Annotated in this window: 23 protein-coding genes; 11 read left to right on the top strand and 12 right to left on the bottom strand. The window is 61.9% G+C overall.

The annotated features are described in order from the left end of the window. Window positions 1-5 precede the first annotated feature (5 nt). The 3 genes from ACX3YF_RS26360 to ACX3YF_RS26350 are packed head-to-tail and all read right to left on the bottom strand — an operon-like array spanning window position 6 to window position 3,576. Window positions 6-1,280: a dihydrolipoamide acetyltransferase family protein gene (locus ACX3YF_RS26360; RefSeq protein WP_458974572.1), complete on the bottom strand. Its 1,275-nt coding sequence runs from the start codon at window positions 1,278-1,280 to the stop codon at window positions 6-8. Beyond that, window positions 1,281-2,339: an alpha-ketoacid dehydrogenase subunit beta gene (locus ACX3YF_RS26355; RefSeq protein ID WP_458945436.1), complete on the bottom strand. Its 1,059-nt coding sequence runs from the start codon at window positions 2,337-2,339 to the stop codon at window positions 1,281-1,283. It lies immediately after the preceding gene. A 1-nt stretch (window position 2,340) separates the two neighbouring features. Further along, window positions 2,341-3,576: a thiamine pyrophosphate-dependent enzyme gene (locus ACX3YF_RS26350; RefSeq protein ID WP_458974571.1), complete on the bottom strand. Its 1,236-nt coding sequence runs from the start codon at window positions 3,574-3,576 to the stop codon at window positions 2,341-2,343. Between the two features lie 185 nt (window positions 3,577-3,761). Here ACX3YF_RS26350 and bkdR point away from each other — a divergent pair, with 185 nt between their 5' ends. Both bkdR and ACX3YF_RS26340 read left to right on the top strand, forming a co-directional pair. After that, window positions 3,762-4,250: a Bkd operon transcriptional regulator BkdR gene (bkdR, locus tag ACX3YF_RS26345; protein ID WP_047528178.1), complete on the top strand. Its 489-nt coding sequence runs from the start codon at window positions 3,762-3,764 to the stop codon at window positions 4,248-4,250. Between the two features lie 139 nt (window positions 4,251-4,389). Beyond that, window positions 4,390-6,093: a hypothetical protein gene (locus tag ACX3YF_RS26340; RefSeq protein ID WP_130208698.1), complete on the top strand. Its 1,704-nt coding sequence runs from the start codon at window positions 4,390-4,392 to the stop codon at window positions 6,091-6,093. Here the strand turns inward: ACX3YF_RS26340 and ACX3YF_RS26335 are convergent. Further along, on the bottom strand, window positions 6,080-6,943 hold the full coding sequence (locus ACX3YF_RS26335) for an MBL fold metallo-hydrolase (RefSeq protein WP_458974570.1): 864 nt from the start codon (window positions 6,941-6,943) through the stop codon (window positions 6,080-6,082). The genes ACX3YF_RS26340 and ACX3YF_RS26335 overlap by 14 nt on opposite strands. Before the next feature lie 300 nt (window positions 6,944-7,243). Here ACX3YF_RS26335 and ACX3YF_RS26330 point away from each other — a divergent pair, with 300 nt between their 5' ends. The 3 genes from ACX3YF_RS26330 (at window position 7,244) to nahK (ending at window position 12,432) form a co-directional block, all read left to right on the top strand. Next, window positions 7,244-8,428 carry a porin gene (locus ACX3YF_RS26330; protein WP_454838041.1) on the top strand — a complete coding sequence of 395 codons (1,185 nt, stop codon included), beginning with the start codon at window positions 7,244-7,246 and terminating at the stop codon, window positions 8,426-8,428. Window positions 8,429-8,705: 277 nt separating this feature from the next. Beyond that, entirely contained in the window at window positions 8,706-9,869 is a 1,164-nt protein-coding gene (gene nosP / locus ACX3YF_RS26325) for a nitric oxide-sensing protein NosP (protein WP_130208692.1), read from the top strand. Beyond that, a complete protein-coding gene (gene nahK, locus ACX3YF_RS26320) occupies window positions 9,838-12,432 on the top strand; it encodes a hybrid sensor histidine kinase/response regulator NahK/ErcS' (RefSeq protein WP_130208788.1) in 2,595 nt (864 codons plus the stop codon). The genes nosP and nahK overlap by 32 nt, the downstream gene beginning before the upstream one ends. Before the next feature lie 122 nt (window positions 12,433-12,554). Here the strand turns inward: nahK and ACX3YF_RS26315 are convergent, their stop codons facing one another. From ACX3YF_RS26315 to ACX3YF_RS26290, 6 genes are all read right to left on the bottom strand, one after another. Further along, complete coding sequence (locus tag ACX3YF_RS26315; RefSeq protein ID WP_047528184.1) at window positions 12,555-13,220, bottom strand: response regulator transcription factor; 666 nt, start codon at window positions 13,218-13,220, stop codon at window positions 12,555-12,557. Window positions 13,221-13,276: 56 nt separating this feature from the next. Next, on the bottom strand, window positions 13,277-13,834 hold the full coding sequence (locus ACX3YF_RS26310) for a PQQ-dependent catabolism-associated CXXCW motif protein (RefSeq protein WP_196586907.1): 558 nt from the start codon (window positions 13,832-13,834) through the stop codon (window positions 13,277-13,279). Window positions 13,835-13,950: 116 nt separating this feature from the next. Further along, window positions 13,951-14,742 (bottom strand): ABC transporter permease, encoded by a 792-nt coding sequence (locus ACX3YF_RS26305; protein WP_047528186.1) that lies wholly within the window; start codon window positions 14,740-14,742, stop codon window positions 13,951-13,953. Further along, window positions 14,739-15,470 carry an ATP-binding cassette domain-containing protein gene (locus tag ACX3YF_RS26300; protein WP_458974569.1) on the bottom strand — a complete coding sequence of 244 codons (732 nt, stop codon included), beginning with the start codon at window positions 15,468-15,470 and terminating at the stop codon, window positions 14,739-14,741. The genes ACX3YF_RS26305 and ACX3YF_RS26300 overlap by 4 nt, the downstream gene beginning before the upstream one ends. Next, window positions 15,467-16,426: a YVTN family beta-propeller repeat protein gene (locus ACX3YF_RS26295; RefSeq protein WP_454838043.1), complete on the bottom strand. Its 960-nt coding sequence runs from the start codon at window positions 16,424-16,426 to the stop codon at window positions 15,467-15,469. Before ACX3YF_RS26295 ends, ACX3YF_RS26300 begins: the two co-directional genes overlap by 4 nt. A 40-nt stretch (window positions 16,427-16,466) precedes the next feature. Further along, window positions 16,467-17,651, bottom strand: coding sequence for an ABC transporter substrate-binding protein (locus tag ACX3YF_RS26290; protein ID WP_130208684.1), 1,185 nt, complete (start codon window positions 17,649-17,651; stop codon window positions 16,467-16,469). A gap of 157 nt (window positions 17,652-17,808) precedes the next feature. On the opposite strand from ACX3YF_RS26290, the gene ACX3YF_RS26285 reads away from it, so the two are divergent. The 3 genes from ACX3YF_RS26285 to ACX3YF_RS26275 are packed head-to-tail and all read left to right on the top strand — an operon-like array spanning window position 17,809 to window position 19,831. Continuing rightward, a complete protein-coding gene (locus tag ACX3YF_RS26285; RefSeq protein ID WP_262984254.1) occupies window positions 17,809-17,931 on the top strand; it encodes a hypothetical protein in 123 nt (40 codons plus the stop codon). A gap of 2 nt (window positions 17,932-17,933) precedes the next feature. Beyond that, a complete protein-coding gene (locus ACX3YF_RS26280) occupies window positions 17,934-19,196 on the top strand; it encodes a sensor histidine kinase (protein ID WP_130208682.1) in 1,263 nt (420 codons plus the stop codon). Then, a complete protein-coding gene (locus ACX3YF_RS26275; RefSeq protein WP_047528192.1) occupies window positions 19,193-19,831 on the top strand; it encodes a response regulator in 639 nt (212 codons plus the stop codon). The genes ACX3YF_RS26280 and ACX3YF_RS26275 overlap by 4 nt, the downstream gene beginning before the upstream one ends. Before the next feature lie 1,025 nt (window positions 19,832-20,856). Here the strand turns inward: ACX3YF_RS26275 and ACX3YF_RS26270 are convergent. Both ACX3YF_RS26270 and exaA read right to left on the bottom strand, forming a co-directional pair. Beyond that, window positions 20,857-21,504: a pentapeptide repeat-containing protein gene (locus ACX3YF_RS26270; RefSeq protein WP_130208678.1), complete on the bottom strand. Its 648-nt coding sequence runs from the start codon at window positions 21,502-21,504 to the stop codon at window positions 20,857-20,859. Window positions 21,505-21,686: 182 nt separating this feature from the next. Beyond that, window positions 21,687-23,579 carry a quinoprotein ethanol dehydrogenase gene (exaA, locus tag ACX3YF_RS26265; RefSeq protein ID WP_448646486.1) on the bottom strand — a complete coding sequence of 631 codons (1,893 nt, stop codon included), beginning with the start codon at window positions 23,577-23,579 and terminating at the stop codon, window positions 21,687-21,689. A 253-nt stretch (window positions 23,580-23,832) separates the two neighbouring features. Here exaA and pedF point away from each other — a divergent pair, with 253 nt between their 5' ends. Genes pedF through ACX3YF_RS26250 form a run of 3 tightly spaced genes read left to right on the top strand, consistent with a single transcriptional unit; the run spans window position 23,833 to window position 25,950 of the window. Continuing rightward, window positions 23,833-24,294, top strand: a complete 462-nt coding sequence (pedF, locus tag ACX3YF_RS26260; RefSeq protein WP_103404281.1) for a cytochrome c-550 PedF — start codon at window positions 23,833-23,835, stop codon at window positions 24,292-24,294. A 3-nt stretch (window positions 24,295-24,297) separates the two neighbouring features. After that, window positions 24,298-25,173: a substrate-binding periplasmic protein gene (locus ACX3YF_RS26255; protein ID WP_448646487.1), complete on the top strand. Its 876-nt coding sequence runs from the start codon at window positions 24,298-24,300 to the stop codon at window positions 25,171-25,173. Between the two features lie 9 nt (window positions 25,174-25,182). Beyond that, on the top strand, window positions 25,183-25,950 hold the full coding sequence (locus ACX3YF_RS26250) for a quinoprotein dehydrogenase-associated SoxYZ-like carrier (RefSeq protein ID WP_090468833.1): 768 nt from the start codon (window positions 25,183-25,185) through the stop codon (window positions 25,948-25,950). Window positions 25,951-25,963: the final 13 nt, after the last annotated feature.

Raw genomic sequence — 25,963 nt, 5'->3', positions numbered from 1 at the left:
AGAAATCAGTCCACAAACAGGGTGGCGGGTTGTTCGAGCAGGCCGCGCATGGCCTGGATGAATTGCGCCGCGTCCATGCCGTCGACCACGCGGTGATCGAAGGAGCTGGAGAGGTTCATCATCTTGCGGATCACGATCTGGCCTTTGATCACCATCGGCCGTTCGACGATCTTGTTGACGCCGACGATGGCCACTTCAGGCAGGTTCAGCACCGGGGTGCTGACGATGCCGCCGAGGGCGCCGAGGCTGGTCAGGGTGATGCTCGAGCCGGACAGTTCATCGCGGCTGGCCTTGCCATTGCGTGCGGCGGTGGCCAGTCGGGCGATTTCCGCCGCACTGTCCCACAGGCTGCGGGCTTCGGCGTGGCGCACCACCGGCACCATCAAGCCGATGTCGGCCTGGGTGGCGATGCCCACATGCACCGCGCCGAGGCGGGTGATGACCTGGGCTTCGTCGTCGTAACGGGCATTGATCTGCGGGAAGTCGCGCAGGGCGACGACCAGGGCGCGGACCAGGAACGGCAACAAGGTCAGCTTGCCACGGGTCGCACCGTGTTTTTCGTTGAGGTGCGCGCGCAGTTCTTCGACAGCGGTGACGTCGATTTCTTCGACGTAGCTGAAGTGGGCCGCACGCTGGGTTGCGTCCTGCATGCGTTGGGCGATCTTGCGGCGCATGCCGATCACCGGGATTTGCTCTTCATCGTTGCGCTGGGTGTAAGCGCTGCTGACGCTCGAGGCATTCGACTGGCCCTGGGCCAGGTAAGTCTCTAGGTCTTCGTGCAGCACCCGACCGGCCGGGCCGGTACCGCGTACCAGACGCAACTGGATGCCCAGGTCCAGTGCATGCTTGCGTACGGCCGGGGACGCCAGCGGACGCTCATTCGCTTCACGGGCCACCATCGGGCCCTGGCACACGGCCGGGCGTGGCGCGGCGGCAGCGACCGGTTTGCTTTCGACCACGGCTTCCACTTTCGGGGCTGCAGTCGGTGCTTCTTTGACAGCGGCCGCTGGCTGAGCCGACTCTTTAACGTTGCCCGCGCCTTCGACTTCAATGCTGATCAGCACACTGCCGACCGCCATGACTTCGCCTGGCTGGCCGCCAAGGGCGATGACTTTGCCATGCACCGGCGACGGGATATCGACCATCGCCTTGTCGGTCATGACATCGGCCAGCACCTGATCTTCGACGACCATGTCGCCGACCTTGACGTGCCACACCGACAGTTCAACTTCTGCAATACCTTCGCCAATGTCCGGCATTTTAATAACGTGCGTGCCCATTCAGACCTCCATGACCCGTTTCAACGCCGCGCCCACTCGGGACGGACCAGGGAAATACGCCCACTCCTGCGCGTGCGGGTAGGGGGTGTCCCAACCGGTGACGCGTTCGATCGGCGCTTCCAGGTGGTGGAAGCAATGCTCTTGCACCAGCGCCACCAGCTCGGCACCGAAACCGCAGGTGCGGGTGGCTTCATGGACCACCACACAGCGCCCGGTTTTCTTCACCGACTTGACGATGGTTTCCAGGTCCAGCGGCCACAGGCTGCGCAGGTCGATGACTTCGGCATCCACGCCGCTTTCTTCGGCGGCGACCAGCGACACGTACACCGTGGTGCCGTAGGTCAGTACGGTGACATCCTTGCCCGGACGGGCAATGGCGGCAACGTCCAGCGGCACGGTGTAATAGCCATCCGGAACCTGAGCGGCGGGGTGTTTCGACCAAGGGGTCACCGGACGGTCGTGGTGGCCGTCGAACGGGCCGTTGTACAGGCGCTTGGGCTCGAGGAAGATCACCGGGTCATCGTTTTCGATGGAGGCGATCAACAGTCCCTTGGCATCGTAGGGGTTGGACGGCATGACGGTGCGCAGGCCGCACACTTGGGTGAACAGTGCCTCGATACTCTGGCTGTGGGTCTGGCCACCGTAGATGCCGCCGCCGCAGGGCATGCGCAGGGTCAGCGGTGCGGTGAATTCGCCGGCCGAGCGATAACGCAGGCGGGCGGCTTCGGAAATGATCTGGTCGTAGGCCGGGTAAACGTAGTCGGCGAACTGGATCTCCACCACCGGCCGCAGGCCGTAGGCGCCCATGCCTACCGCAGTGCCGACGATGCCGCTTTCGGAGATCGGCGCGTCGAACACCCGCGAGGTGCCGTACTTGGTCTGCAAGCCTTCGGTGCAACGGAACACGCCACCGAAGTAGCCGACGTCCTGGCCGAACACCACGACATCGTCGTCACGCTCAAGCATCACATCCATGGCCGAGCGCAGGGCCTGGATCATGGTCATGGTGGTCGTGGTCATGGCGGTGTCCAACTGAATATTGTTGTTGTGATCGTTCATGTCAGATCCCCAGTTCCTGACGCTGGCGCTTCAAGTGCTCCGGCATCTCTTTGTAGACGTCTTCGAACATGGTCGCGGCGCTTGGAATCTGGCCGCCGGCGAGGGTGCCGTACTGTTCGGCTTCCTTCTGCGCGGCGATCACTTCGGCTTCCAGTTCGGCGCTGACGGCGGCGTGTTCCTCTTCGGACCAGTGGCCGACCTTGATCAGGTGCTGCTTGAGGCGCGCGATCGGGTCGCCCAACGGGAAATGACTCCAGTCGTCGGCAGGACGGTATTTGGACGGATCGTCGGAGGTCGAGTGTGGGCCGGCACGGTAGGTGACCCATTCGATCATGGTCGGGCCGAGGTTGCGGCGGGCGCGTTCGGCGGCCCAGGCAGAAGCGGCGTAGACCGCATAGAAATCGTTGCCGTCGACCCGCAGCGAAGCGATGCCGCAACCCACGCCACGACCGGCGAAGGTGGTCGCTTCACCACCGGCGATGGCCTGGAAGGTGGAGATCGCCCACTGGTTGTTGACCACGTTGAGGATCACTGGCGCGCGGTACACGTGGGCGAAGGTCAGGGCGGTGTGGAAGTCCGATTCGGCGGTGGCGCCGTCGCCGATCCAGGCCGAGGCGATTTTGGTGTCGCCCTTGATCGCCGAGGCCATGCCCCAGCCCACCGCTTGCACGAACTGGGTGGCGAGGTTGCCGGAGATGGTGAAGAAACCTGCGTCCTTGACCGAATACATGATCGGCAATTGACGGCCCTTGAGCGGATCGCGCTCGTTGGACAGCAGTTGGCAGATCAGGTCCACCAGCGGCACTTCACGGGCCATCAGGATGCTTTGCTGGCGGTAGGTCGGGAAGCACATGTCGTCGATGTTCAACGCCAGGGCCTGGCCGCTGCCGATGGCTTCTTCGCCGAGGCTCTGCATGTAGAACGACATTTTCTTCTGGCGCTGGGCGACCACCATGCGGTTGTCATAGATCCGCGTCTTGAGCATGGCGCGCATGCCTTTGCGCAGGATCTCGACTGGCACGCCTTCAGCCCACGGACCGAGGGCATTGCCCTGGTCGTCGAGCACGCGAATCAGGCCCTTGGCCAGATCGGCGGTATCGGTCGGTTCAACGTCGATGGAGGGTTTGCGCACCGTGCCGGCGTCGGTCAGACGCAGGTAGGAGAAGTCGGTTTTACAACCGGGACGGCCCGAGGGTTCGGGAACGTGCAGGCGCAGCGGTTCGTACGCTTGGTTCATGGCTTCTACGCTCGATCTTGTGAATTTCTTGTAGTGAGCTGACAGATTTCGTTCTGTGGAAGAAATCTTGTCCTACAAACATCATAGGCCCGGCCAAGAAGAATATTTCTCTCTGTTTCGTTGCGCTGACGATCATTTGCAGATAAAAAATCTCCATAAACATAAAAAACAGGTGGTTTTATCTCATGCGCAAACTGGACCGTACCGATATCGGCATTCTCAACAGCCTTCAGGAGAACGCGCGGATCACCAACGCCGACCTCGCCCGCTCGGTGAACCTCTCGCCGACACCGTGCTTCAACCGGGTCAAGGCGATGGAGGAGCTGGGCCTGATTCGCGAGCAAGTGACCCTGCTCGATGCCGACCTGCTGGGGTTGCACGTGAACGTGTTCATCCATGTCAGCCTGGAAAAACAGGTGGAGGAGGCGTTGCAGCATTTCGAAGAGGCGATTTCCGATCGCCCGGAAGTCATGGAGTGCTACCTGATGGCGGGAGACCCGGACTACCTGATCCGCGTGCTGGTGCCGACCATCCAGTCGCTGGAGCGCTTCATGATGGACTTTCTGACCAAGGTGCCGGGGGTGGCGAACATCCGTTCGAGCTTTGCGCTCAAGCAGGTGCGATACAAGACGGCGCTGCCGTTGCCGGCCAATGGAATGACGCTGGATAAATAACATTCGATGGCGTTGTTATTGTTGTTGAATCAATAAGTCACACCTGTACAACGCCAATCTACAGTTTGGGTCCATGTTTATCTGATAGGGCTCCGTTTATGTTGTTTCCTCCATTGTTAAATAACTGTTGAGGTACAAGATGAATTCCCTATTGGATAAAGTTGCATTGGCTAGTTCGCTGGATGTGTGTGTTGATGATCTGGATGCGCTCGGTCATATAAAAGAATACCTGCCTCCGGTTTTTGGACCTTACTTTGAAAGTGCGGCGGTCATACAGTCGGTAGATCCGCAATCGCTACTGAATCACGGGCCGGCATCCGCCAGCGATGAGTTCGAGATCGGAATAATGGGTGGCTGGTGTCCGGGAGGAAGCTGGAGCGGTGGCGTATGCAAGCCTTTCAATAATAATCGTACGCACTGGATGAGCACTTATACGGGCGTGCGGAATTTGCCGATACATTCGGCCATTTTGCCGGGTACTCATAATTCGGGATTTGACCTGAAGGCCGAGTTCGCTCCTTCTATGGAAGTTTGCCAGGATGTTTCGCCTCATGAACAACTGAACGCGGGCATTCGAGTGCTGGATATCAGGGTTCACCACTATTCCGGATATCTGGCGGGTGATCCCCGGCGATTCATGGTTTATCACAGCACAACCAATGGCCGAACCATTCAGGGCGATATCATTAATGGAATCAAGTCCTTTCACTTCGGTTCGGGATGGGACCGTAGAAAAGAAATCGTGATCGTGAACTTCCATCAATTCCGGAAATTTACCTCTGCGGCGCATGCAGAACTTATAGGTATTTTGAAGTCTTCTTTCGGCGACTCGATTATTTCCCCAACGTATAAGAATTTGAGTGTGTCTCAGATCTGGGGCTTGCCGGGATTCAAAAATGTTGTCGTCTCTTATAACGCTGGCGAGCGAGACCCCGGTTTCTGGCCGGGCGTCAATCAACGCTGGATCGGTTCCAACACCCCTTCGGACTCCGCTCTCAAGGCCTTCATCGACGAGGTGGGTAAAGAGGTCAAGCCTGCGGGTGAGCTCAGATCGATTCAGGCCGCCCGTATGGTGCTTCCTTTTTTTGTGCCGAAAGACATATCGGGCTCACTGATGTCATGGTTCGGGGCCGGTAATGCCAATTCTCCTATCATGAATCATTACATCATCAATACAGACTGGTCGCTCAGGCATCGACTGGTCGATAACATCATCTACTCGAATCAGTTTCGTGCACGTACGTTGGGGCTTCAGGATGTCGAACAGGCCAACCCCACTGTCGCACGTGCCAAAAGCCTGCCCTCGGCCCGTCACATGCTGTTCAGAATCAGTGACGAGCATTGGTCGCCGACGGTCTCACTGCCTCCCATCCTGAGTGCGGAATCACACAGGCTGCTGGTCTGTTCGGACGCCAGCGCTGAATGTGTACTGGATATGCGCAACAGTGATGTCCCGATGGCTCGGGTGACGCTGTCAGCAGGTGATGCAGTGGCCTTCGTCTGTCTCGACGGTAGCGAGCAATGGCAATTACAGGTCCGCGACTGTTCGCCTGAAGATCATTCGCAATCGATTCCTGCACCCTGCGATGGAGAAAAGTTTGTTCGATACACGTTGTCCTACGGCAACTATTTGCCCTTGGTGTATCTACCGGACGTGGCGGCGGCCAATGGCGTAGTTTTGGTCGTCAGCGAGGCACCCTACGAAACCAGGATATGTCATGCCCGGGGGGCGGATGAAATCGAGCATGTCATTGAGGCGGGTCAGACGCTTGCATTCACCTACAACGAGCCTGCCGGCGGCTGGAGTATGGAGCCGGTTTTGACCAACGCTACATCTGATTGATCGGAATTTTCAGGTAGGTCACGCCATTACCTTCCGCGGGCGGCAGATTTCCCGCCCGCACATTGACCTGGATCGCCGGCAGCAACAACGTCGGCATCCCCAGCCCCCTGTCGCGCCGGGTGCGCATGGCGACGAAGGTGTTTTCGTCGATGCCGTCATGTACATGAATGTTGCTTTTTCGTTGCTCGCCAACGGTGCTCTGGCATTGCGCTTGCCGACCTTCAGGCGGGTAGTCGTGGCAGACGTAGAGTTTCACACCGGCCGGGAAGGCCAGCAGCTTCTGGATCGAAGCGTACAGATGATGCGCATTACCGCCGGGGAAGTCGCAACGCGCGGTGCCCACGTCCGGCATGAACAGTGTGTCGCCCACCAGGATCTGCTCGCCGTCGATCACGTAGGCCATATCCGCCGGGGTGTGGCCGGGGACGTGCAGGGCGGTGGCTTTCAGATTGCCGATCCTGAACGATTCGTCCGGGGCGAACAGATGGTCGAACTGCGAACCGTCCACGCAGAACTCTGGCTCAAGGTTGAACAGCGCCTTGAACACCTCCTGGACCTTGCTGATCGATGCGCCGATGGCCATCTGGCCGCCCAGTTCCCGACGCAAATACGACGCAGCCGACAGGTGATCGGCATGGGCGTGGGTTTCCAGCAGCCATTGCACCTGCAACCGGTGTTCGCGAACGAACGCGATGATGCGGTCTGCCTGGGTGCTGGCGGTGCGCCCCGCAGCCGGATCGTAGTCGAGCACGGGGTCGACGATTGCGCACTGACTGCCATCGGCTTCATAGACCACGTAACTGTAGGTCGAGGAGGCCGGGTCGAGGAAGGCTTCAATCAAGGCGGGCATGGTGGCTGTTTCTGTCTGGACGAGTATTGAGGGTAGTTTCATTTTCCCCGTGGTGGTGGCCTGCATGTCATTGAAGGCGGCTGTCCAGTCAGTAGCGGTTCCTGTGGCCCCCACCTCGGGGGCCACAGGCCCTACACCTTAAGTTGCTGGCCCTGCCGACAAGCGGTCTTACGCCGAACTTGTTGCGCACCGCCGGCCGCTCCAAAGCAGCTGCAAACCGCCCCCAAGGCAGCGTATGGCGCCGCCGGTCCGCTTTCGATAATCGCCTCCGACACCTCGTCACCAGTCGCGGAGCGCGCCATGCACAACAATAAGAACTTCAAGCATCGTCTTTTACCGGTCTTCATCGCCAGCCTGCCGGCCCTTGGCCTGAGCTCGATGGCCGAGGCCGAGATCATGCTGTACGACAAGGACCAGACCACGTTCTCCACTGACGGCTATATCAACGCCTTTTACGTGAACAGTGACGTCAACCGTGAAGGGGACCAGTACGACCGTCGGCAGGCGCGGGTGAAGATGGGGTTCCTGCCCAACTACCTGGGCTTCAACATGGGCAAACAGGTCGATGATCTCAAGCTCGGCGCCCGGGCTTCGTTCTGGGTGACCATCAACGACAGTGAAACCAATGGCACCGACACCGCCATCGATGTCCGCCAGTTCTACGGCACCGTGGCCAACCCGCAATGGGGTGAAGTGCTGATCGGCAAGGACTTCGGCCTGTTTGCCCGCTCCAACATCCTGCTCGATGAACTGCTGGCCGGGTACGGCCAGGTCAGCGACACCCTGGGGCTGGTGGACGGTGGCGGGGTCTCGTTCGGCAACATCGGCACCGGTTATCCCTATCCTTTCCCGACGTCGCAGATCACTTACCGCACACCGGTGATGGACGGTCTGCGCGTGGCGGTGGGCATCATGGACCCGGTGGACACCAACGACAGCAGCCCGACCGGCAAGGCCTATCAGGAGAACCCGCGCACCGAGAGCGAAATCACCTACCAGTTCGACCTGGCCGGCGCGCAGATCTATAGCTGGGTCAACGGCAGCTACCAGACATCCGACAATACCGACTCCACCGTCAACAGCGTCACTTCAAAAGGCGTCGGTTATGGGGTGCAGGCGAAAATGGGCGGGCTGACCCTGGTCGGTTCCGGTTTCCAGGCCAAGGGCATCAACCCGTTCTTCACCAACAATGCCGGGGAGCCGACCCTGCGCAACGTCGACAGCGACGGTTATCTGCTGCAGGGCTCCTACAAACTGGGGAAAAACCGCCTGGCGCTGTCCTGTGGCAAGACCAATGACGATGGCAACGGCGTGGTCGGCAGTGGCGCCGACTATGAAACCCGCGGCGTCGCGCTGTTCCATGACGTGAACGACAACCTCAAGCTGGTGGCCGAGTACAACCAGTTCAAAATCGACGGGCACGATACCAGCGCCCAGAACGAAGACACCGATACGTTTGCGGTGGGGGCTGTCGTCACCTGGTAAGGGGTTGATCGTCCGACCCTTTCCAGTGGCGAGGGCGCTTGCTCCCGCTTTGGGTCGCGAAGCGGCCCCTGCTTCTGGTCGCGCATCGGCCAAGCAGGGGCCGCTTCGTCGCCCGGCGGGGGCAAGCTCCCTCGCCACAAAAGCCCCCGCCATCCAGTTTCCACGCTCCGGCTCTCATCCCATCGAAGCGCCTGACCGCTACCCAAGTAGCATAGGTCGCACCCCCGCAGGCTTCGTACACTCGTACCTCATACATGCGCACCTGCGGGAGGCGACGATGCAGCAGGTCCAGAACGAAGGTATCGTCAGCGCGATGTCCCAGGCCACTGATGCCCGGCAGGTGGCGCAGGAGCTGGCGCGACAGTTATTGCATCCGCACCTGGGGTTCGTGCTGTTCTTCTGTTCCGCCGAGTACGATTTGCAGGCGCTGGGGCAGGCCTTGCAACAGAGCTTCGGCGGCATTCGCCTGGCGGGCTGCACCAGCGCCGGGGAAATCACGCCGCTGGGGTATGGACGCAATTGCGTGACGGCGGTCGGTTTCGATCACCGGCACTTCTCCATCGCCCTCGAACTGATCGACGAAATGGAACGCTTCAGCCTGATCGACGCCCAGCAAATGGTCGAGCGCCTGGTCGGCGGCTGTCGCAGCAACACCCTGGCACCGATCAAGGGCAACAGCTTTGCCCTGACCTTGCTCGATGGCCTGTCCAGCCGCGAAGAAATGGTCCTGGCGGCCTTGAGCGCCGCGCTGGGCGACATTCCGCATTTCGGCGGTTCGGCCGGCGACGACAACTACCTGACCCACACCCATGTCTACTTCGACGGCGAGTTTCACAGCGGCGCGGCAGTCGTGGTGCTGGTCAATACGTGGCTGGACTTCGAAGTGTTCACCACCCATCACATCCTGCCCCGGGCGGAGAAACTGGTGGTCACCGGAGCCGACAGCGCTTCGCGGCGGGTCTTCGAACTCAATGCCGAGCCGGCCGCCGCCGAGTACGCCCGACACATCGGCGTGCCGGTGGCCGAGCTCGATCACCGGATCTTCGCCGCGCACCCCTTGGCGGTGCGGATCAACGAGCAGTATTACGTGCGTGCCATTCAGCAGGTTCATGCCGATTTGAGCCTGAGTTTCTATTGCGCCGTGGAGAACGGCATCGTCCTCACCGCCATGACCCCCGGTCCCATGCTGCCGAACCTGCAGAGCCTGTTCGACGGCTTGCAGGAGCGTCTCGGTGATTTGCTGCTGACCATAGGCTGCGATTGTTTTCTGCGGCGCCTGGAGCTGGAGGACGACGGTAGCCTCGAGCAGATCGGCGCCTTCTTGCGCGAGCAGCGGGTGATGGGGTTCAACACCTACGGAGAACAGTTCAATGGCATGCACATCAACCAGACATTCACCGGCGTTGCCATTGCCCGAGGGCGGTCCCTCGGACTGCGCTGAACTGCGGGCGCAGATCGCCGGCCTGCAACACGACAACCAGAAACTGCAACGCATCAACGCCGCGTTGATCGAACGCATCGAGTCCGGCATCACCCGGGGCAATGATCCCTACGCCGCGTTCCAGCATTCGGTGGTGCTGGCCGAGCAGGTGCGAGAGCGCACCGACGCCTTGAACCAGGCCATGGCCGAACTCAAGGCCGGCAACCACTTGCTCAGCGAAGCGCGCTTGCGCGCAGAAACAGCTCATCAACACCTTATCGACGCGATCGAGAGCATCTCCGACGCCTTCGTGCTGTTCGATGCCCAGCAATGCATCGTCCTGTTCAACAGCCGCTTCAAGGCCTTCTGGAGCAACAGCCGGGTGCGGATCAGCGCCGGCATGCGCCTGACCGAGGTCAAGCGCCTGATGATGAACAACGGCCTGTTCACCGAAGAGCCGCGCGGGCATGCCGACGAAAACCTGCTGTATCGCCTGCAGGACGGTCGCTGGTTGCAAGTCAGCGAGCGGCCTACCCAGGAAGGCGGGCGGGTGATTCTGTTCACCGACATTACCGACGTCAAACTCAGCGAAACCGTGCGCCGCGAGCAAGCGGTGGCGCAGAAGTCGCACCTGTTGCAACGGGCGGTGGACAACCTCTCCCAAGGGGTGGCGATGGTCAACGCCGAAGGCATCCTGGAACTGTGGAATCGCCGGTTCCTCGAACTCAGTGGCCTGGCACCGGTAGCGGCCCATCGTCCGTTTGCCGAAGTGATCGCCGACAGCGAATTGACCCTGCTGACCCCGGCCAGCCGCGACGCCAACGGGCGGCCCACGCAGGAGTGCGAACAACGCCTCTACGATGGCCGGGTCCTGGAGATTCGCACCCATCCGCTGCCCACGGGCGGATTCGTCAACACCTTCACCGACATCACCGAACGCTACCAGCACGCCGAAGCCCTGAGCGAAAGCGAGCGCTGGATCCGCCTGATCACCGACCATGTGCCGGCGTTGATCGCCTATCTGAACGCCGACCTGGTCTACGAATTCACCAACAAGGTCTACGAAGAATGGTACTGCTGGCCACGGGGCGTGATGCTCGGCCAAAGCTTGCGCGAAGTGCACAGCGAGCAGCATTACCAGCGCCTGGAGTCCTACGTGGCCAGGGCGCTGGCGGGGGAGAGCGTGACGTTCGAGGTCGCCGAAACCAACGTCAATAATCAGGAACGCTACATGCTGCGTTCCTACGTGCCCAATCGGCTGGCCAGCGGCGAGGTGGTGGGGATTTTCGTGTTGATCCGCGACATCACCGAGCGCCGCCGCACCGCCGAGGCGTTGCATCAGGCTTACCAGAATCTGGAGCTGCGGGTGCGCGAACGCACTGCGGAACTGACCACCCTCAACGACCAGTTGTTGCGTGAGATCGAGGAGCGTCGCCGGGTCGAATCACGCTTGCGCGAGGCCAAGCAGGAGGCCGAGCAAGCCAACCTGTCGAAGACCAAGTTTCTCGCAGCCGTCAGCCATGACCTGCTGCAACCCTTGAACGCGGCGCGGTTGTTTACCAGTGCCTTGCTGGAGCGCCGCGAGGCGGTCAGCAACGAGGTGCTGGTGCGCAATGTCAGCAACTCCCTGGAAGACGTGGAAAACCTGTTGGGCACCCTGGTGGATATTTCCAAACTCGATGCCGGGGTGATCAAGGCCGACATTGCGCCGTTCGCCCTGAGCGAGCTGTTGGACACCCTGGCGGCGGAATACACCCAGGTCGCTCGCAGCGAAGGCCTGGAGCTGCATTTCATTGCCTGTTCGGCACTGGTGCGCAGCGATATCCAGTTGTTGGCGCGCATCCTGCGCAACCTGTTGAGCAATGCCATTCGCTACACCTACAGCGGTCGCGTGGTGCTGGGTTGCAGGCGTCATCACCAGCGCCTGTCGATTCAAGTCTGGGACAGCGGCATGGGCATTGACGAAAATCGCCTGGAAGAGATTTTCCAGGAGTTCAAACGTGGCGATGTGCAACGCCCGGATCAGGATCGCGGCCTCGGGCTGGGCCTGGCGATCGTCGAAAAGATCGCCGGCATTCTCGGGCATCGGGTTCAGGTTCGTTCGTGGCCGGGCAAGGGCTCGATGTTCTGCGTCGAAGTGCCGTTAAGCGCCACCGCGCCGCAGGCAGCCCCCGGTTTGCTGATGAGCGAGCCGATGCTCGAACGGCTGCGCGGGGCGCGGATCTGGGTGCTGGACAACGATGCGACCATTTGCGCCGGCATGCGCACGCTGCTGGAAGGTTGGGGCTGCCGGGTGGTCACGGCACTGTCGGAAGAGGACCTGGCACGGCAAGTGGACAACTACCACGCCGACGCGGACCTGCTGATCGCCGACTATCACCTGGACAACGATCAGAACGGTGTGGACGCCGTGGCCCGGATCAATGCCCGGCGCGGCTCACCGATCCCGGCGATGATGATCACCGCCAACTACAGCAACGAGCTCAAGCAGCAGATCCGCGAACTGGGGCACACCCTGATGCACAAGCCGGTACGGCCGATGAAGCTCAAGACAGCCATGAGTCATTTGCTCGCTCGGCCTTGAGTGCTCGGGTGCAGGTGCCGGCCCCTTCGTCGGAACGCCGCCCTGCTCCCACACTGGATCGGCTAAATCCCTGTGGGAGCGAGCCTGCTCGCGATAGCCGTTATGCGGTCTTCAGGCAAGCCTCACCGCCGCAAATACGACCCGAAATCAATGTCCCCGGCACTCAGGATCGCCTGCACCCGGTTGTGCACGTTGAGCTTGCGCAGGATCGCCGAGACGTGGGCCTTGACCGTGGTTTCGGCGATTTCCAGGGTGTAGGCGATCTGTTTGTTGGACTCACCCTTGGTCATGCGTTCCAGCACCTGCAATTGCTTGCGGGTCAGGGCCTGGAGCAGCTCCGGCGGGAAGCTCGGGGTGTCGTTCATCCGCCGGTGCGTGCCGGTTCTGGCCGAGCGGATAATGTCCGGAGGCAAGTAGACGTTGCCGTTGAGAATCTGCTGGATCGCATCGGTCATCTGGCTGCGGGGCGAAGATTTGGTAATGAAGCCCACGGCGCCGTAAGTGATGGCTTGCAGGACGATTTGCTTGTCTTGCTCGGCGGACACGATCACCACCGGAATGGTCGGCGCTTCGTTGCGCAGGTTGATCAAGCCATTGAGCCCGTGCATGCCGGGCATGTTCAGGTCGAGCAGGATCAGGTCCAGGTCATCGTGTTCCTGGGTCAGGGCCAGGGCGCTGTCCAGGTCGGCGGTTTCCATCACTTCGCTGCCGGCAAAGCCGTCGCTGATGACGTTATGGATGGCTTCGCGAAACAGCGGGTGATCATCGGCAATCAGAATTTTGTACATAGCCTTTCACCTCATTATTTTGATTATGGTGTGGCAACAACACGCACGCGTAAAGCTCAGGGAAAGGGTTCGGGCCGGGCCGGCGTCACCGGCAGGTTGGCCGCCTGCCAGGCGTCCACACCGTCACGGTACCAGTACAGTGTCTTATAGCCCAGGCTGGCCGCGCGCTTGACCGCATTCCAGCTCAGCCAGCAGTCGGAGCGGCAGTAAAAGACCAGTGGTTGCGTCGGGTCACCGGCGGTCAGTTTTTTCAGGTTGTGCGCGAAATAGTCTTGCCACTGTGGCGTCAGCTCACCATCACCGGTATTGGCCAGCCAATGGCTGCCGGGCAGGTTTTCGTGGGGCTGGTCTTCGATGAATTGGCCTTGCAGCCATGGGCGGCGGTAGACGTCGATCAGCAGCGGGCGCGGGCTTTGTTCCAGCAGGGTTTGCAGGGCCGGTGTGTCGACGAGGGTCGCGCCCGGCAACTCATGGGGCGTCGGGCTGCGGTACAGGTCGATGCGATAGCCCTCTGCGGAAAACAGCGGGGCTTGAGCGTGGGCGTTGCCCAGCCACAGGCTCAGCGACAACGCAGCAAGAGAGAGACGCAGCAGGCGACGTCGGGCATGCGGCATGGGTTCAGTCCTTATCGTTATGGACCCATTACATGCCAGTCACGCTGCGTTTGGAATGCGACGATAGACAGGAAAACCAGTACTAAAGTAGTAATTTTGGTCCTTCGGGAGGTCGGTCAGCCGGATTTGCGCAAGGCGGCGTGTTGCGGGTTGAACGTCAACACGGCCAGCAACGAAAACAGCAGGGTCAGCCCCACGCACACCGCCAGCGCCAGGGCATTGAAGCGTTCATACAAGGCAAACCGCACCAGTTCCACGGCATGGGTGAACGGGTTCAGGGCGCACAGCCAGTACAACCATTCACTCGACTCGCGCATCTTCCACAGCGGATACAGGGCCGAAGAGAGGAAAAACAGCGGGAAAATCACGAAGTTCATGACCCCGGCAAAGTTCTCCAGCTGGCGGATCGCGTTCGACAGCAAAAGGCCCAGGGCACTGAGCATCAGCGCCACCAGCAGCAACGCCGGCAAGGCCCACAACAGGCCCATGGCCGGCGGTCGCACACCGTAGACCCAGGCGATCGCCAGAAACGCATACACCTGCAACAACGAAATCAGCGCCGTGGCCAACAGCTTGCTGCACAGCAGAAAGGTCCGGGGCAGGGGGCTGGTCAACAGCACGCGCATGCTGCCCATCTCGCGGTCGTAGACCATCGACAGCGAACCCTGCATGCCGTTGAACAGCAGGATCATGCAGGCCAGGCCCGGAATGATGTACACCTCGTAAGGAATGTAGGTGTCGTAGGGCTCGATGATCGCGATGCCGAGGGCCGCACGAAAACCCGCGGCGAACACCAGCAGCCACAACAAGGGCCGCACCAGCGCGCTGAGAAACCGCGTGCGCTGCAGAACGAAACGCAGCCATTCGCGCAGCACGATGCCGCTGAAACATTGCCAGTACGCATTCATCGGGCAGCTCCGGAAGTCGTGAGACGGGTGAAGGCCGAACCCAGATCGCCGCCGTGTTCCAGGCTCAGCGCGTCGGCCTGCCCACTGGCGACCAGCCGGCCTTGATGGAGAATCAGCAAGTCATCGCTGGGCTGCACTTCGTCGAGCAAATGGGTGGTCCAGAGCACGCTGATGCGCTGCTCGCGGCACAGGTTGCGAATGTGCTGGTTGAGCGCCAGGCGACTGGCCGGATCGAGTCCGGCGCTGGCTTCGTCGAGCAGCAGAAGACGTGGCTCATGCAGCAGGGCGCGGGCAATTTCCACCCGCCGGCGATGCCCGCCATTGAGTTCACGTACCCGTTCGCGCCGGCGTTCGGTCAGGGCCTGCCGGGCCAGTTCCGCCTCGACCCGCAGGGCGCTCTGGCGCCGGGACAGGCCATGCAGCGCTGCGTGATAACGCAGGTTCTGCTCGACGCTGAGGTCCAGGTCGAGGGTGCTTTGTTGAAACACCACGCCCAACTGCCGAAGTGCCGGGCGCGGCGTCCTCGACAACGAGCAGCCACCGACGCGGATGTCTCCGTGCTGTACGTCATAGAGCCGGGTGAGCAGGGCGATCAGGGTTGATTTACCGGCTCCGTTAGGCCCCAGCAGCGCCGCGAAGCGTCCCGATGCCAGACTGAAACTGACTTGGCGCAAGGCCTCTCGGGCCCCGTAGGCGAAGCTCAGGTCGCTGACCTCCAGGGCGTTCATGGGGTCACCACCACGCCCCAGGGATAGCGTCCGACCTTCACCGATTTGATGACCTTGAGGCTTTCGACATCGATCACCGAGACGTCGCCGCTGACACCATTGGTGGCCAGCAACTGCTTTTGATCCGGGGTAAACGCCATCTGCCAGACCCGTCGCCCCACCAGCAGGTAGTCGAGAATCTCGAAGGTCTTGGCATCGATCACCGCCACATGGTTGGCCGGGCCCAGCGCGACGAAGCCGTACTTGCCATCGGCGCTGAGCTTGACGCCCACCGGCTGGACCTTGTCCGGGTGCACGCCCTTGATCTGGAAGTTCAGGGTCTTGAGGATCTTGCGGCTGGCCACGTCGAGAATGGTCACGGTGCCGCCGATTTCCGCCGAGGCCCACAGCTGCGAACCGTCCGCCGAGAACTCGACGAAACGCGGGCGCTGATCCACCAGGGTGCTGTCAGCCAGGGTCTGGGTGCCGGTGTCGATCCAGTGCAGCATGTTGGTGGTTTCGCTGGTGTTCACCGCCCATTTCCCATCGGGGCTGACGGCCATGCCTTCGGGTTCGACGCCGACGTTGATCTGGCTGAGGACCTTGGAGGTTTCGGTGTCGATCACCGTGACCAGCGCATCGTCTTCGTTGGACACATACAACCAGCGATTGTTGGGGTGCAGGGCGAACTGCTCGGGATCCTTGCCCGAAGGCAGTTCCTTGATGATCTTGCGCGTGGCCACGTCCATCACCTGCACCCGGTCCGAGTCGCTGGCGCAGATGTACAGCAGCTTGTTGTCGTGGGACAGCAGCAGGCCACGCGGACGCTGGCCGACGGGCAAGGTCTCGGTGACTTGCAGGGTCTGCATGTCGATCAGGCTCAGGCTGTTGTCCTTTTCGTTGGAGACCCAGGCGGTGCTGGCCGCGGCGTGTCCCGCAGCGAGCAGCAGGGCGCATGAGAGCAGGGTGCGGCGCATGGCAGATTCCTTATTGTTGTCGTTGTTGTGAAAAAAGGGATCAGGGAAAGCGGCAACTGACCTCGGGCTTGTCGTAGCCCAGGCTGTCCATTTCGTTGAAGGGGTGCAGAAAGCCGTCCTGGGGCGAGGTGCTGACCAGCGCACGGGGTTGCACGATGGGGATCGGCTGGCGCAACTGGCCGTTCCACGGCCGATAACTGAGCTTGCGCCCCTTGAAGCCGTCCAGCGGCAGTTGATCGCTGATTTCCAGCTGACGGATCGCCATGGGCTCGGTCTGGCGCAGTTTGCTCACGGCGCTGGCGATGCTGCGCACGGCCATCCATGCAGCGAAATCGCGGTCGTTCATCCAGCGCCCGGTCAGGGCTTCGAAACGTTTCTGCAACTGCGCGGCACCGTAGGTTTCCACGGTTTTGTGCCAGCCCACCGGGGTCAGGCCCTGGGTGCCCGCCACCGGGCGCGGGTACCAGGTCTGGTACGGCACGTATTCACCAAAGTCGCCGCGTTCGTCGGCCACCAACACCACGTCGTATTCAGCGGTCTGGGTGAACAGCGGCATGTCGGCCTGGGCGCTGCGTCGTTGATCGTTGTCGAAACTCCAGGCTTTTTCCGCCACCAGTTGCACACCGAAGCGTTTGGCCGCGCGGCGCAGGGCGGCGGCGTAGGCTTGATCGTCTGCGGTCGGGCCGACGATGAGCAGGGCCCGCTGCCATTTGCGCACCACCAGGAATTGCCCCAGGGCATCGGCGAGCATCGCCCGGCTGGGCAGGCTGTGCAGCACATTCGGCAGGCAATCGGTGGTGCGCAGGCTGTCGTCCGGGCTGCCGGCGTTGAACAACAGGCTGTCGGGAAGTACCGCGCTGAGCCGGCGCAGACTCTCTGCCGGCGCATTCACCACAAACAGGCGCAGGCCCTGTTCGTGCTGGGCCTGGGCGGCATGAATCAACGCATCCGGGCTGTCGACGCTGGCACTCACCAGGCTGTAGCTGTGGTTGAGAAAACGCCCGGTGCTGTTGCTGTCGGTGATCGCCAGTTCAGCACCGCGCAACCCGGCATCGGTCGGTTCGGGAATGACGTTCGACAGCAGCGGTCCCGGGTCGGGGCGATAGCCCAGGTAGCCGATACGCACCTGCAACGGCGCATCGGCGGCCTGGCTTTGAGTCGCCAGCCCCGCCGCGCAGGCAATCGCCAGCACGTAGAACAAGGCGTAAGGGGCAAGCTGGCGCATAGGGCACTCCATTACAGGTAGCGCCAGCATAGGAAGCCTGAAGGCCGGATGAAATATGCAGAAAGTACCAGCGAGGCAGTACCAAGGTAGTAGCTCGCACCGTGCGGTGCGGTTTTAGCATGGGCTGAAACGGCCATTACCCTGGAGGCAATCGATCATGCGAATTCTCAAAGCGCTGCTCCTGCCGTTTTTACTGGTCCTGAGCCTGATCGGCGTCGACAAGCTGCACGGCCCGCGCCCCGCGCCGTTGCTCGTCATGCCCGCGACACCGGGACGCTAGGCATGTCGGCCCTGTGGCGGATCAACCTCTGGGTGTGCGGTTTTTTCGCCCTGGTGACGTTGGCGTGCATGGGGTTGCTGGTGCATCAGGCGCTGGCGGATGTGGAGCGTGAGCTGCAATCCGCCGAAGCGGTGGTCGAGTACCTGAGCGAAACCGCCGAGCGCAATCCTGCCAGCCTGCAACCACGGCTGACGCGCAGTTTGCGTCACGTGCGGGTGCGCTGGCTCGAGCCGGGCGAAGCGGAACGGCTGCCGGTGCAGGACGGGCTCGATGCCTGGCTCGGACGGCTGTTGTTTGCCGAGGCCCGACACAGTGAACGGGTTCTCCAGTTACAGGACGGCCGCCGCGTGCAGATCGCGGTCGATCCACGGGATGAAATCGACGAAGTCTGGGATTCCCTCCAACAATTGCTGAGCCTGTGTGGCCTGGCGTTAGCGTTGAGTCTGCTGACCATTCGCTGGGCCGTGCGTCGGGGCCTGGGCCTGCTCGACGACTTGCTGCGTGCCCTGCAGCAGGTCTCCGGCGGCCAGCTCAAGGTGCGTTTGCGTGCGCAAGGCCTGCCGGAGGCGCGGCAACTGGCGACGCATTTCAACCGCATGACCGACGCACTGGAACAGGCACGCGCCGACAACACCGAACTGACCCGGACGTTGCTGGCGGTGCAGGAACAGGAACGCACACAACTGGCGCAGACCCTGCACGACGACCTCGGACAATACCTGGCGGGGATTCGCGCCCAGGCCTGCCTGCTGCGGCTGGTGGCGGATCAGCCAGACACCGTGGAACGCACAGTGCGTGAGCTCGAACACAATTGCGAACACCTGCAACAGGGCTTTCGGGCGCTGGTGCATGGCCTCTATCCGGTGGTGTTGCAACACCTGTCGTTGTCCGAAGCCTTTGGCTTGCTGGTCGAGCAATGGCAAGGCCGGCAGGGGATCGATTGCCAGTTGAGGGTCAGCGCGCAGTTGCCGCCGTTGTCCGTACCGGACAAGACTCATCTCTACCGCCTGTTGCAGGAAGCCCTGACCAACATTAGCCGTCACGCCGGCGCCAGTGAGGTGCGGGTTCGCCTGCAACATCATGGCGGCCATCTGCGCTTGCTGATTCGCGATAACGGTCGCGGCGCCCGACAGCCACCCCGGCCGGGTGTCGGTTTGCATTCGATGTTCGAGCGCGCCCGCAGCCTGGGCGGCGAACTGCGGGTGATCAGCCGGCCCGGCGCCGGTTGGGCGCTGGCCTTGAGCATGCCTTTGGAGGTGTCATGAATATTCTGTTGGTCGATGACCATGCGGTGGTCCGCCAGGGCTACGCGAGTCTGTTGCGCGCGGTGCTGCCGGCAATGGACGTGCGAGAAGCGGCGACCGGCGAGGAGGCGCTGGCCAGGGTGCAGGAGGCTGTGCCGAATCTGGTGATCATGGATTTCGGTTTGCCGGGGATCAGCGGCCTGGAAACCACACGACGCCTGCGGCAGCGCCTGCCACAGTTGCGGGTGCTGTTTTTCAGCATGCACGACGAGCTGCCCCTGGTGCGTCAGGCACTGGACGCGGGGGCCTCGGGCTACCTCACCAAAAGCTCGGCGCCGCAAGTGCTGATCGAAGCGGTGCGGCGGATTCTCGCGGGCCATGCCTACATCGAACAGCCTCTGGCCACCCAACTGGCCTGCCACCCGCCACAGGACGCCAGCGATCCGCGTTTGCAGAGCATGACCCAGCGCGAGCTGGAAATTTTCGTGATGATCGCCAAAGGCACCCCGGCCCGGATGATTGCCGAACAGCTGAGCATCAGCAGCAAAACAGTCTCCAATCACCTGACGTTGCTCAAGAGCAAGTTGCAGGTCTCGTCCCATGCCGAACTGGTGCACCTGGGCATCGACATGGGCGTGGTGCGGGTGGCCGGCTGATTCACCGCCCTTGTGCCTGCGTAGGAGCGAGCCGGCTCGCGAAGAACGTCAACGATAACGCGGGGAGCCTGATACCCCGCGGCGCTCTCGGGTTTTTCGCGAGCAGGCTCGCTCCTACAAAAGAGCAAGCATCGACATCTGCTCGCGAAGAACGTCAACGATAACGCGGGAAGCCTGATACCCCGCGGCGCTCTCGGGTTTTTCGCGAGCAGGCTCGCTCCTACAAAAGAGCAAGCATCGACATCTGCTCGCGAAGAACGTCAACGATAACGCGGGGAGCCTGATACCCCGCGGCGCTCTCGGGTTTTTCGCTTGTACCTTTGTAGGAGCGAGCCGGCTCGCGAAGAACGTCAACGATAACGCGGGGAGCCTGATGCCCCATGGCGCTCTCGGGTTTTTCGCGAGCAGGCTCGCTCCTACAAAAGAGCAAGCATCGACATCTGCTCGCGAAGAACGTCAACGATAACGCGGGAAGCCTGATGCCCCGTGGCGCGCTCGGGTTTTTCGCGAGCAGGCTCGCTCCTACAAAAGAGCAAGCATCGACATCTGCTCGCGAAGAACGTCAACGATAACGCGGGGAGCCTGATACCCCGCGGCGCTCTCGGGTTTTTCGCTTGTGCCTGTGTAGGAGCGAGCCTGCTCGCGAAGAACGTCAACGATAACGCGGGAAGCCTGATGCCCCGCGGCGCTCTCGGGTTTTTCGCTTGTGCCTTTGTAGGAGCGAGCCTGCTCGCGAAGAACGTCAACGATAACGCGGGGAGCCTGATGCCCTGCGGCGCGCTCGGGTTTTTCGCTTGTGCCTTTGTAGGAGCGAGCCCGCTCGCGAAGAACGTCAACGATAACGCGGGAAGCCTGATGCCCTGCGGTGCGCTCGGGTTTTTCGCGAGCAGGCTCGCTCCTACAAAAGAGCAAGCATCGACATCTGCTCGCGAAGAACGTCAACGGTAACGCGGGGGAGCCTGATGCCCCGCGGCGCTCTCGGGTTTTTCGCGAGCAGGCTCGCTCCTGCAAAGGAGGGGGAGGGGTTAGCGATTCCAGGTGGTCGGGCAGCCGCTGCAGCCCTCCATGTTTGCATCCTGAAAATTCGCGTAGTGCTGGCGCGAGCCGCTGAGGTTGGCGCCCTCCAGGTTGCTTTCGCCCAGCTTGGCTTCTTGCAGGTTGGCATCACTGAGATTCGCGCCCTTGAGATCGGCCTTGCTCAGCCAGGTCATTTCCAGATCGGCGGCCCGCAGGTTGGCGTTGTGCAGTTTGGCTCCGGAGAGGCGGGCGAATTGCAGGTAAGCGCCGCTGAGGTCGGCGTCCTGGAGTTGCGCGCCCTGGGCGAACAGGCCCCAGCCCTGGATCGCGATCAATGTTGCCCCGCTGAAATCAGCTAACCGCAGATTGCTTTGCTGCAGGCTGGCGCGAGTCAGGTTGGCGCCTTGCAGCCGGGCTTTTTCCAGATTGGCCAGGTCGAGGTTGGCGTGGCGCAGGTCGGCATCGCGCAGGTCGGCGCCGGCCAGGTTCATGTTGCGTAAATCCTGATTGCTCAGGTTGGCGCCCCTGAGATTGGCGCCGGGGCACTGGCTGTGTACGGCGAGGGTGCAGCCGTTGATGACCAGCGGGGCGTCGTCGCCCTCGTCGGCCTGGGCCAGGGAAAGACTCAAGAGCAGTAGGAAGGGCAGGTATTTCATCACGAGACCTCTGGTGTTCCTGTGGCGAGGGAGCTTGTCGAAGTGTCGAATCGTCCCGCTCGGCGGCGCAGCAGTCACTAGACCTGAGCGCATGGTGTGACTGAAGGAATGCCGGGGCCGCATCGCAGCCCGACGGGAGCAAGCTCCCTCGCCACAAAGGCGGCCCCGCATCCTAGGAGGGGTTACTTCTGGGCGGTCTTGTTATCCCAGCTCGGAATCTTGAACACCCAGAACGACCCGCCCTGTGCCACGGGTTTGGTCAGTTCGGCCATGTCGCCGCCCCACAACGGCACGGCGCCGCCATAACCGACGGTCACGCCGATGTATTGCTCGCCGTCCTGTTCCCAGGTAATCGGTGGCGAGACGATGCCGCTGCCGGTCTGGAACTTCCACAGCTCCTTGCCGGTTTTGGCGTCGAAGGCCTTGAAGAAGCCGTCGCCGGTACCGGTGAACACCAGGTTGCCCTTGGTCGCCAGTACGCCGGCCCACAATGGCAGATGCTCCTTGTGCTCCCACACCACTTTGCCCGTGGTCGGGTTCATCGCCCGCAGGGTGCCAACGTGATCGTCGTACATGCGCTTGATGCGGAATCCCATGCCCAGATACGCCGAGCCCTTCTTGTAGCTGACCTCTTCGGTCCAGTATTCCTCTTTCCACTGGTTGCCCGGAATGTAGAACAGCCCTGTGTCCTGGCTGTAGGCCATCGGGTTCCAGTTTTTGCCGCCGAGGAACGGCGGCGAGACTTCCACCGGTTTGCCTTTGGTCTCGCCCGGTAGCGGTTTGGCCGGACGCTGGCCCTCGTTCTCGACCGGCCTGCCGGTCTTGAGGTCGATGTGGCTGGCCCAGGTGATGTTGTCGACGAAGGGGAACGCGTTCTGCAATTTGCCGTTGTTGCGATCGACCACGTAGAAGAAGCCGTTTCGGTCCGCGTGGCCGGTGGCCTTGACCGTTTTACCGTCCTTGTCCTTGTAGTCGAACAGCACCAGCTCATTGTTGCCGGAGAAATCCCAGGCATCGTTCGGGGTGTGCTGGTAGAACCATTTCACCTCGCCGGTACTCGGGTCGACGCCGACCTGGCCCGAGGTGTAGAGGCTGTCGTAGTCGTGGGGATTGCCGTCCTTGGCGGTGCGCGCCCAGGTGTTCCACGGCCCGGGGTTACCGGCGCCAACGATGATGGTGTTGGTCTCCGGGTCGAAACTGGCGCTCTGCCAAGGGGCGCCACCGCCATGGCTCCAGGCCTCGACCTTGCCGGTTTCGGTGGTCGGGTCATTCGGCCAGGACGGTGCCTTGACGTCGCCGGTCGGGGTGCTGTCCTTGCCGTTCAAACGGCCCATGTGGCCTTCGACGAAGGGCCGCATCCAGACTTCTTCGCCCGTGTCCGGGTCGCGGGCAAACAATTGCCCGACGACGCCGAACTCATCGCCGGAGCTGCCGTGAATCAGCAGCACCTTGCCACTGGTCTTGTCTTTGATCAGCACCGGGGCGCCGGTCATGGTGTAGCCGGCAGCGTGGTCGCCGAACTTCTTGTTCCAGACCACCTTGCCGGTGTTCTTGTCCAGGGCGATCAGCCGCGCATCGAGGGTGCCGAAGTAGATCTTGTCGCCATAAATGGCGGCGCCGCGATTGACCACGTCGCAGCACGGGCGAATGTTGTCCGGCAAGCGATGGTTATAGGTCCACAGGCGCTTGCCGGTCTTGGCGTCCAGGGCAAATACCCGCGAGTAGGAACCGGTGACGTACACCACGCCGTCGCTGACGATGGCCTGGGATTCCTGGCCGCGCTGCTTCTCATCGCCAAACGAGTAGGACCAGGCCGGCGTCAGCTTGAACACGTTCTTGTCGTTGACCTGGGCCAGCGGGCTCCAGCGCTGGGCGTTGGTGCCCATGCCGTATTGCAGCACGTCCTTGGTGGTCAGGTGATCGTTGGCAATGTCTTCCCAACTCACATTGCCGGTCGGGGCGGCGGGGGCTGTCGCGGCGTAGCTGGCCGCGCTCAGGGACACACTGCCCACCAGCAGAAAAGCCTGCACGGCGAGTGTCAGCGGGGAAAGGGCGGGTAGCGATCTTATTGTCATGGTTGCAGTTCCCAGTGGAGGTTTTGGCCTGCACAGGTTGGTGCGCGCAGCGTTTGCCGGATACGGAAAAAGTCCCGCTGTGGCCGGGAAGACTTCCCGAACGGCACCTGATTTGGGTGTGCGCCACAAGCCCTACTACCAAGGTACTGGGCCGCGACCACCAAAGCAGCATGGGGCCGGCGCGGCGGGGTTCCTAAGATGGTTGCCATAGCCTCTGCCAAGAGGTTTTGCGTGCAATCCTGAGGGCATAACAATGACAACAAAACGCAACGCCTTGCTCGTTGCCGGACTGCTGGCCGGCTTTATCAGCGCAGGTTCCGTATGGGCCCACGGCAACGTGGTGCCACAAGCCGTCGAAACCAAAGGCCTGACGCCCATCAAGGATGCCGGCGTGACGGTGGATGGCGATGGCTGGGCCGCGGTGAACCCGTACCGCAATTCTCCGGAACACGACAAGGCCCTGGAAATCGGCTCATCGGCCTATAACCAGAACTGCGCGGCCTGTCACGGCCTGGAAGCCAAGTCGGGCGGTATCGCACCGGACTTGCGCATGCTCGATGTCGGCGACGCCGGTGATGAATGGTTCGTCGAACGGGTACGTCACGGGGCCGTGCGCGACGGTCGGGTCTACATGCCGAAAATGGCCGACTACCTGAGCCAGGAAGCCCTGTGGGCGGTCCGCACTTATCTGGACAGCGTCCACGTCGAGGAATAACCCATGCGCCTGCTCGCGGTGTTGATCAGCGCTGTGTGGCTGTGCTGCCAGTCGGTGCAGGCGCAGGTCCGCAACTATGACGAAATGATCGCCGCCGGCGAACTGAAGGTAGCGGTCTACAAGGACTTCGCGCCCTACAGTTTTGAAGACGCCGGCCAGCCCCGGGGTGTTGACGTCGAACTCGCCCAGGCGCTGGCCAAGGCACTGGGCGTGCGCCTGACACTGATCTGGGCGCCGGCCGGGGAAAAACTCGACGACGACCTGCGCGACTACATATGGCGTGCCAGCCCACTGCACAAGCAGCAACTGGCCGATCTGATGATGCGCGTGCCCTACGACCGCGACTACGCGCAGAAGCGCAACGAATTCGGCGAGATGGAAAACGGTCATGTGGTGATGTTCGGCCCTTACCAGAACGAGCAATGGCAAGTGGCCTACGACCGTCGGCGCCTGGACAAGGTCGGCAGTGTCGCGGTGTTCGAGCAGCACCCGATCGGCGTCGAAGTCGACAGCGTGCCGTCGTTCTACCTGACCTCGGTGTTCAACGGCATGCTCGCCGGCAAGACCCATCACTACCCGGGCGTACCCCAGGCGTTTGCGGCGATGAAGGCCGGTGAGGTCGACGCGGTGATGGCCATGCGCGGCGAGATCGACTGGCAGGTGCACGAGGCTGCCGACCCGCAAGTGGCGCTGGCGCAAAACGCTTACCCGAACATGGGCAAGCAGCTTTGGGAAATCGGCATGGCCGTGCACGAAAGCAACCGGCAACTGGCCTATGCCGTGGAAGAGGCGCTGGAAGGCCTGATCCGCGAGGGTTCGGTGAAAACCATCTATGGCCATTACGGCCTGCGTTATGACGTACCCGAGATGTATCAATAGGAGCGGGCGATGACCTGGCGAGCGAGTTGTCTGTTGGCCTGCTGTTTGAGCCTGGGCCAGGCCGCACAGGCTGCCGGGATTGAATCGGGCAAGGACCCGGTGCCGTCGGTCATGTGGTCGTTTTATCACAAGCAGATGCTGGGCGACGCGCCGTTCGTGTTCGATGAACGGGTCAAGCTGCTGGCACCGCCGTTTGCCGAGGACGCCCGACAAGTGCCCGTGGAAATCGACGCCCGGGCGTTCAAGGGCGAGGTGGTGCGAATACTCGCCTGGGCCGAGCTCAATCCTCTGCCGAAAATCGTCGACTTCGAGCCCGTGTCCGGTGTGTTGCCGTGGCTGTCGGTGCGTATTCGCGTCGAACAGGCGACCCCGTTGCGCGCCGCGGTGCTGACCCGCGACGGGCTGTGGCATGTCGGTTCGACCCTGATCGACGCAGCGGGTGGAGGCTGTACCGCGCCCAGTGTGGTGCGTACCCAGCCAGGCTGGGAGGAACACATAGGCGAAGTACTGGGCGGTCGCTACCCGCGTGGTGATTTCAGCCGTTTGCGATTGCAGGTGGCCCACCCGATGGACAACGGCATGGTCAGCGGCATTCCGGAGTTTTTCATCAACCATGCCGAATTGCGGGACTCGAACAATCAAGTAATGGCCCGCCTGGAACTGTTTCCCGCGGTCAGTGAAAACCCCAACCTGGCGTTTGACATTGAAGGGGCAGGGCAGACGCGCCTGGTGTTGCGCGACAACAGCGGCAATGAATTCGATGCGTCGATACCCTGACCCCAAGGAGCGC

This window comes from Pseudomonas fluorescens group sp. PF-69 (genome assembly GCF_054481235.1).
This window is presented reverse-complemented; position numbering and strand designations above follow the sequence as displayed.

Bases quoted from the DNA above. Each gene is read 5' to 3' on its own strand.
- nosP (WP_130208692.1), top strand. From the start codon at position 8,706: ATGCAGCAGGTCCAGAACGAAGGTATCGTCAGCGCGATGTCCCAGGCC.
- ACX3YF_RS26250 (WP_090468833.1), top strand. From the start codon at position 25,183: ATGACCTGGCGAGCGAGTTGTCTGTTGGCCTGCTGTTTGAGCCTGGGC.
- ACX3YF_RS26355 (WP_458945436.1), bottom strand. From the start codon at position 2,339: ATGAACGATCACAACAACAATATTCAGTTGGACACCGCCATGACCACG.
- ACX3YF_RS26340 (WP_130208698.1), top strand. From the start codon at position 4,390: ATGAATTCCCTATTGGATAAAGTTGCATTGGCTAGTTCGCTGGATGTG.
- ACX3YF_RS26310 (WP_196586907.1), bottom strand. From the start codon at position 13,834: ATGCCGCATGCCCGACGTCGCCTGCTGCGTCTCTCTCTTGCTGCGTTG.
- ACX3YF_RS26330 (WP_454838041.1), top strand. From the start codon at position 7,244: ATGCACAACAATAAGAACTTCAAGCATCGTCTTTTACCGGTCTTCATC.
- ACX3YF_RS26300 (WP_458974569.1), bottom strand. From the start codon at position 15,470: ATGAACGCCCTGGAGGTCAGCGACCTGAGCTTCGCCTACGGGGCCCGA.
- ACX3YF_RS26285 (WP_262984254.1), top strand. From the start codon at position 17,809: ATGCGAATTCTCAAAGCGCTGCTCCTGCCGTTTTTACTGGTCCTGAGC.
- exaA (WP_448646486.1), bottom strand. From the start codon at position 23,579: ATGACAATAAGATCGCTACCCGCCCTTTCCCCGCTGACACTCGCCGTG.
- ACX3YF_RS26305 (WP_047528186.1), bottom strand. From the start codon at position 14,742: ATGAATGCGTACTGGCAATGTTTCAGCGGCATCGTGCTGCGCGAATGG.
- ACX3YF_RS26315 (WP_047528184.1), bottom strand. From the start codon at position 13,220: ATGTACAAAATTCTGATTGCCGATGATCACCCGCTGTTTCGCGAAGCC.
- ACX3YF_RS26295 (WP_454838043.1), bottom strand. From the start codon at position 16,426: ATGCGCCGCACCCTGCTCTCATGCGCCCTGCTGCTCGCTGCGGGACAC.
- ACX3YF_RS26255 (WP_448646487.1), top strand. From the start codon at position 24,298: ATGCGCCTGCTCGCGGTGTTGATCAGCGCTGTGTGGCTGTGCTGCCAG.
- ACX3YF_RS26335 (WP_458974570.1), bottom strand. From the start codon at position 6,943: ATGCCCGCCTTGATTGAAGCCTTCCTCGACCCGGCCTCCTCGACCTAC.
- bkdR (WP_047528178.1), top strand. From the start codon at position 3,762: ATGCGCAAACTGGACCGTACCGATATCGGCATTCTCAACAGCCTTCAG.
- ACX3YF_RS26350 (WP_458974571.1), bottom strand. From the start codon at position 3,576: ATGAACCAAGCGTACGAACCGCTGCGCCTGCACGTTCCCGAACCCTCG.
- ACX3YF_RS26290 (WP_130208684.1), bottom strand. From the start codon at position 17,651: ATGCGCCAGCTTGCCCCTTACGCCTTGTTCTACGTGCTGGCGATTGCC.
- pedF (WP_103404281.1), top strand. From the start codon at position 23,833: ATGACAACAAAACGCAACGCCTTGCTCGTTGCCGGACTGCTGGCCGGC.
- ACX3YF_RS26275 (WP_047528192.1), top strand. From the start codon at position 19,193: ATGAATATTCTGTTGGTCGATGACCATGCGGTGGTCCGCCAGGGCTAC.
- ACX3YF_RS26270 (WP_130208678.1), bottom strand. From the start codon at position 21,504: ATGAAATACCTGCCCTTCCTACTGCTCTTGAGTCTTTCCCTGGCCCAG.
- ACX3YF_RS26280 (WP_130208682.1), top strand. From the start codon at position 17,934: ATGTCGGCCCTGTGGCGGATCAACCTCTGGGTGTGCGGTTTTTTCGCC.
- ACX3YF_RS26360 (WP_458974572.1), bottom strand. From the start codon at position 1,280: ATGGGCACGCACGTTATTAAAATGCCGGACATTGGCGAAGGTATTGCA.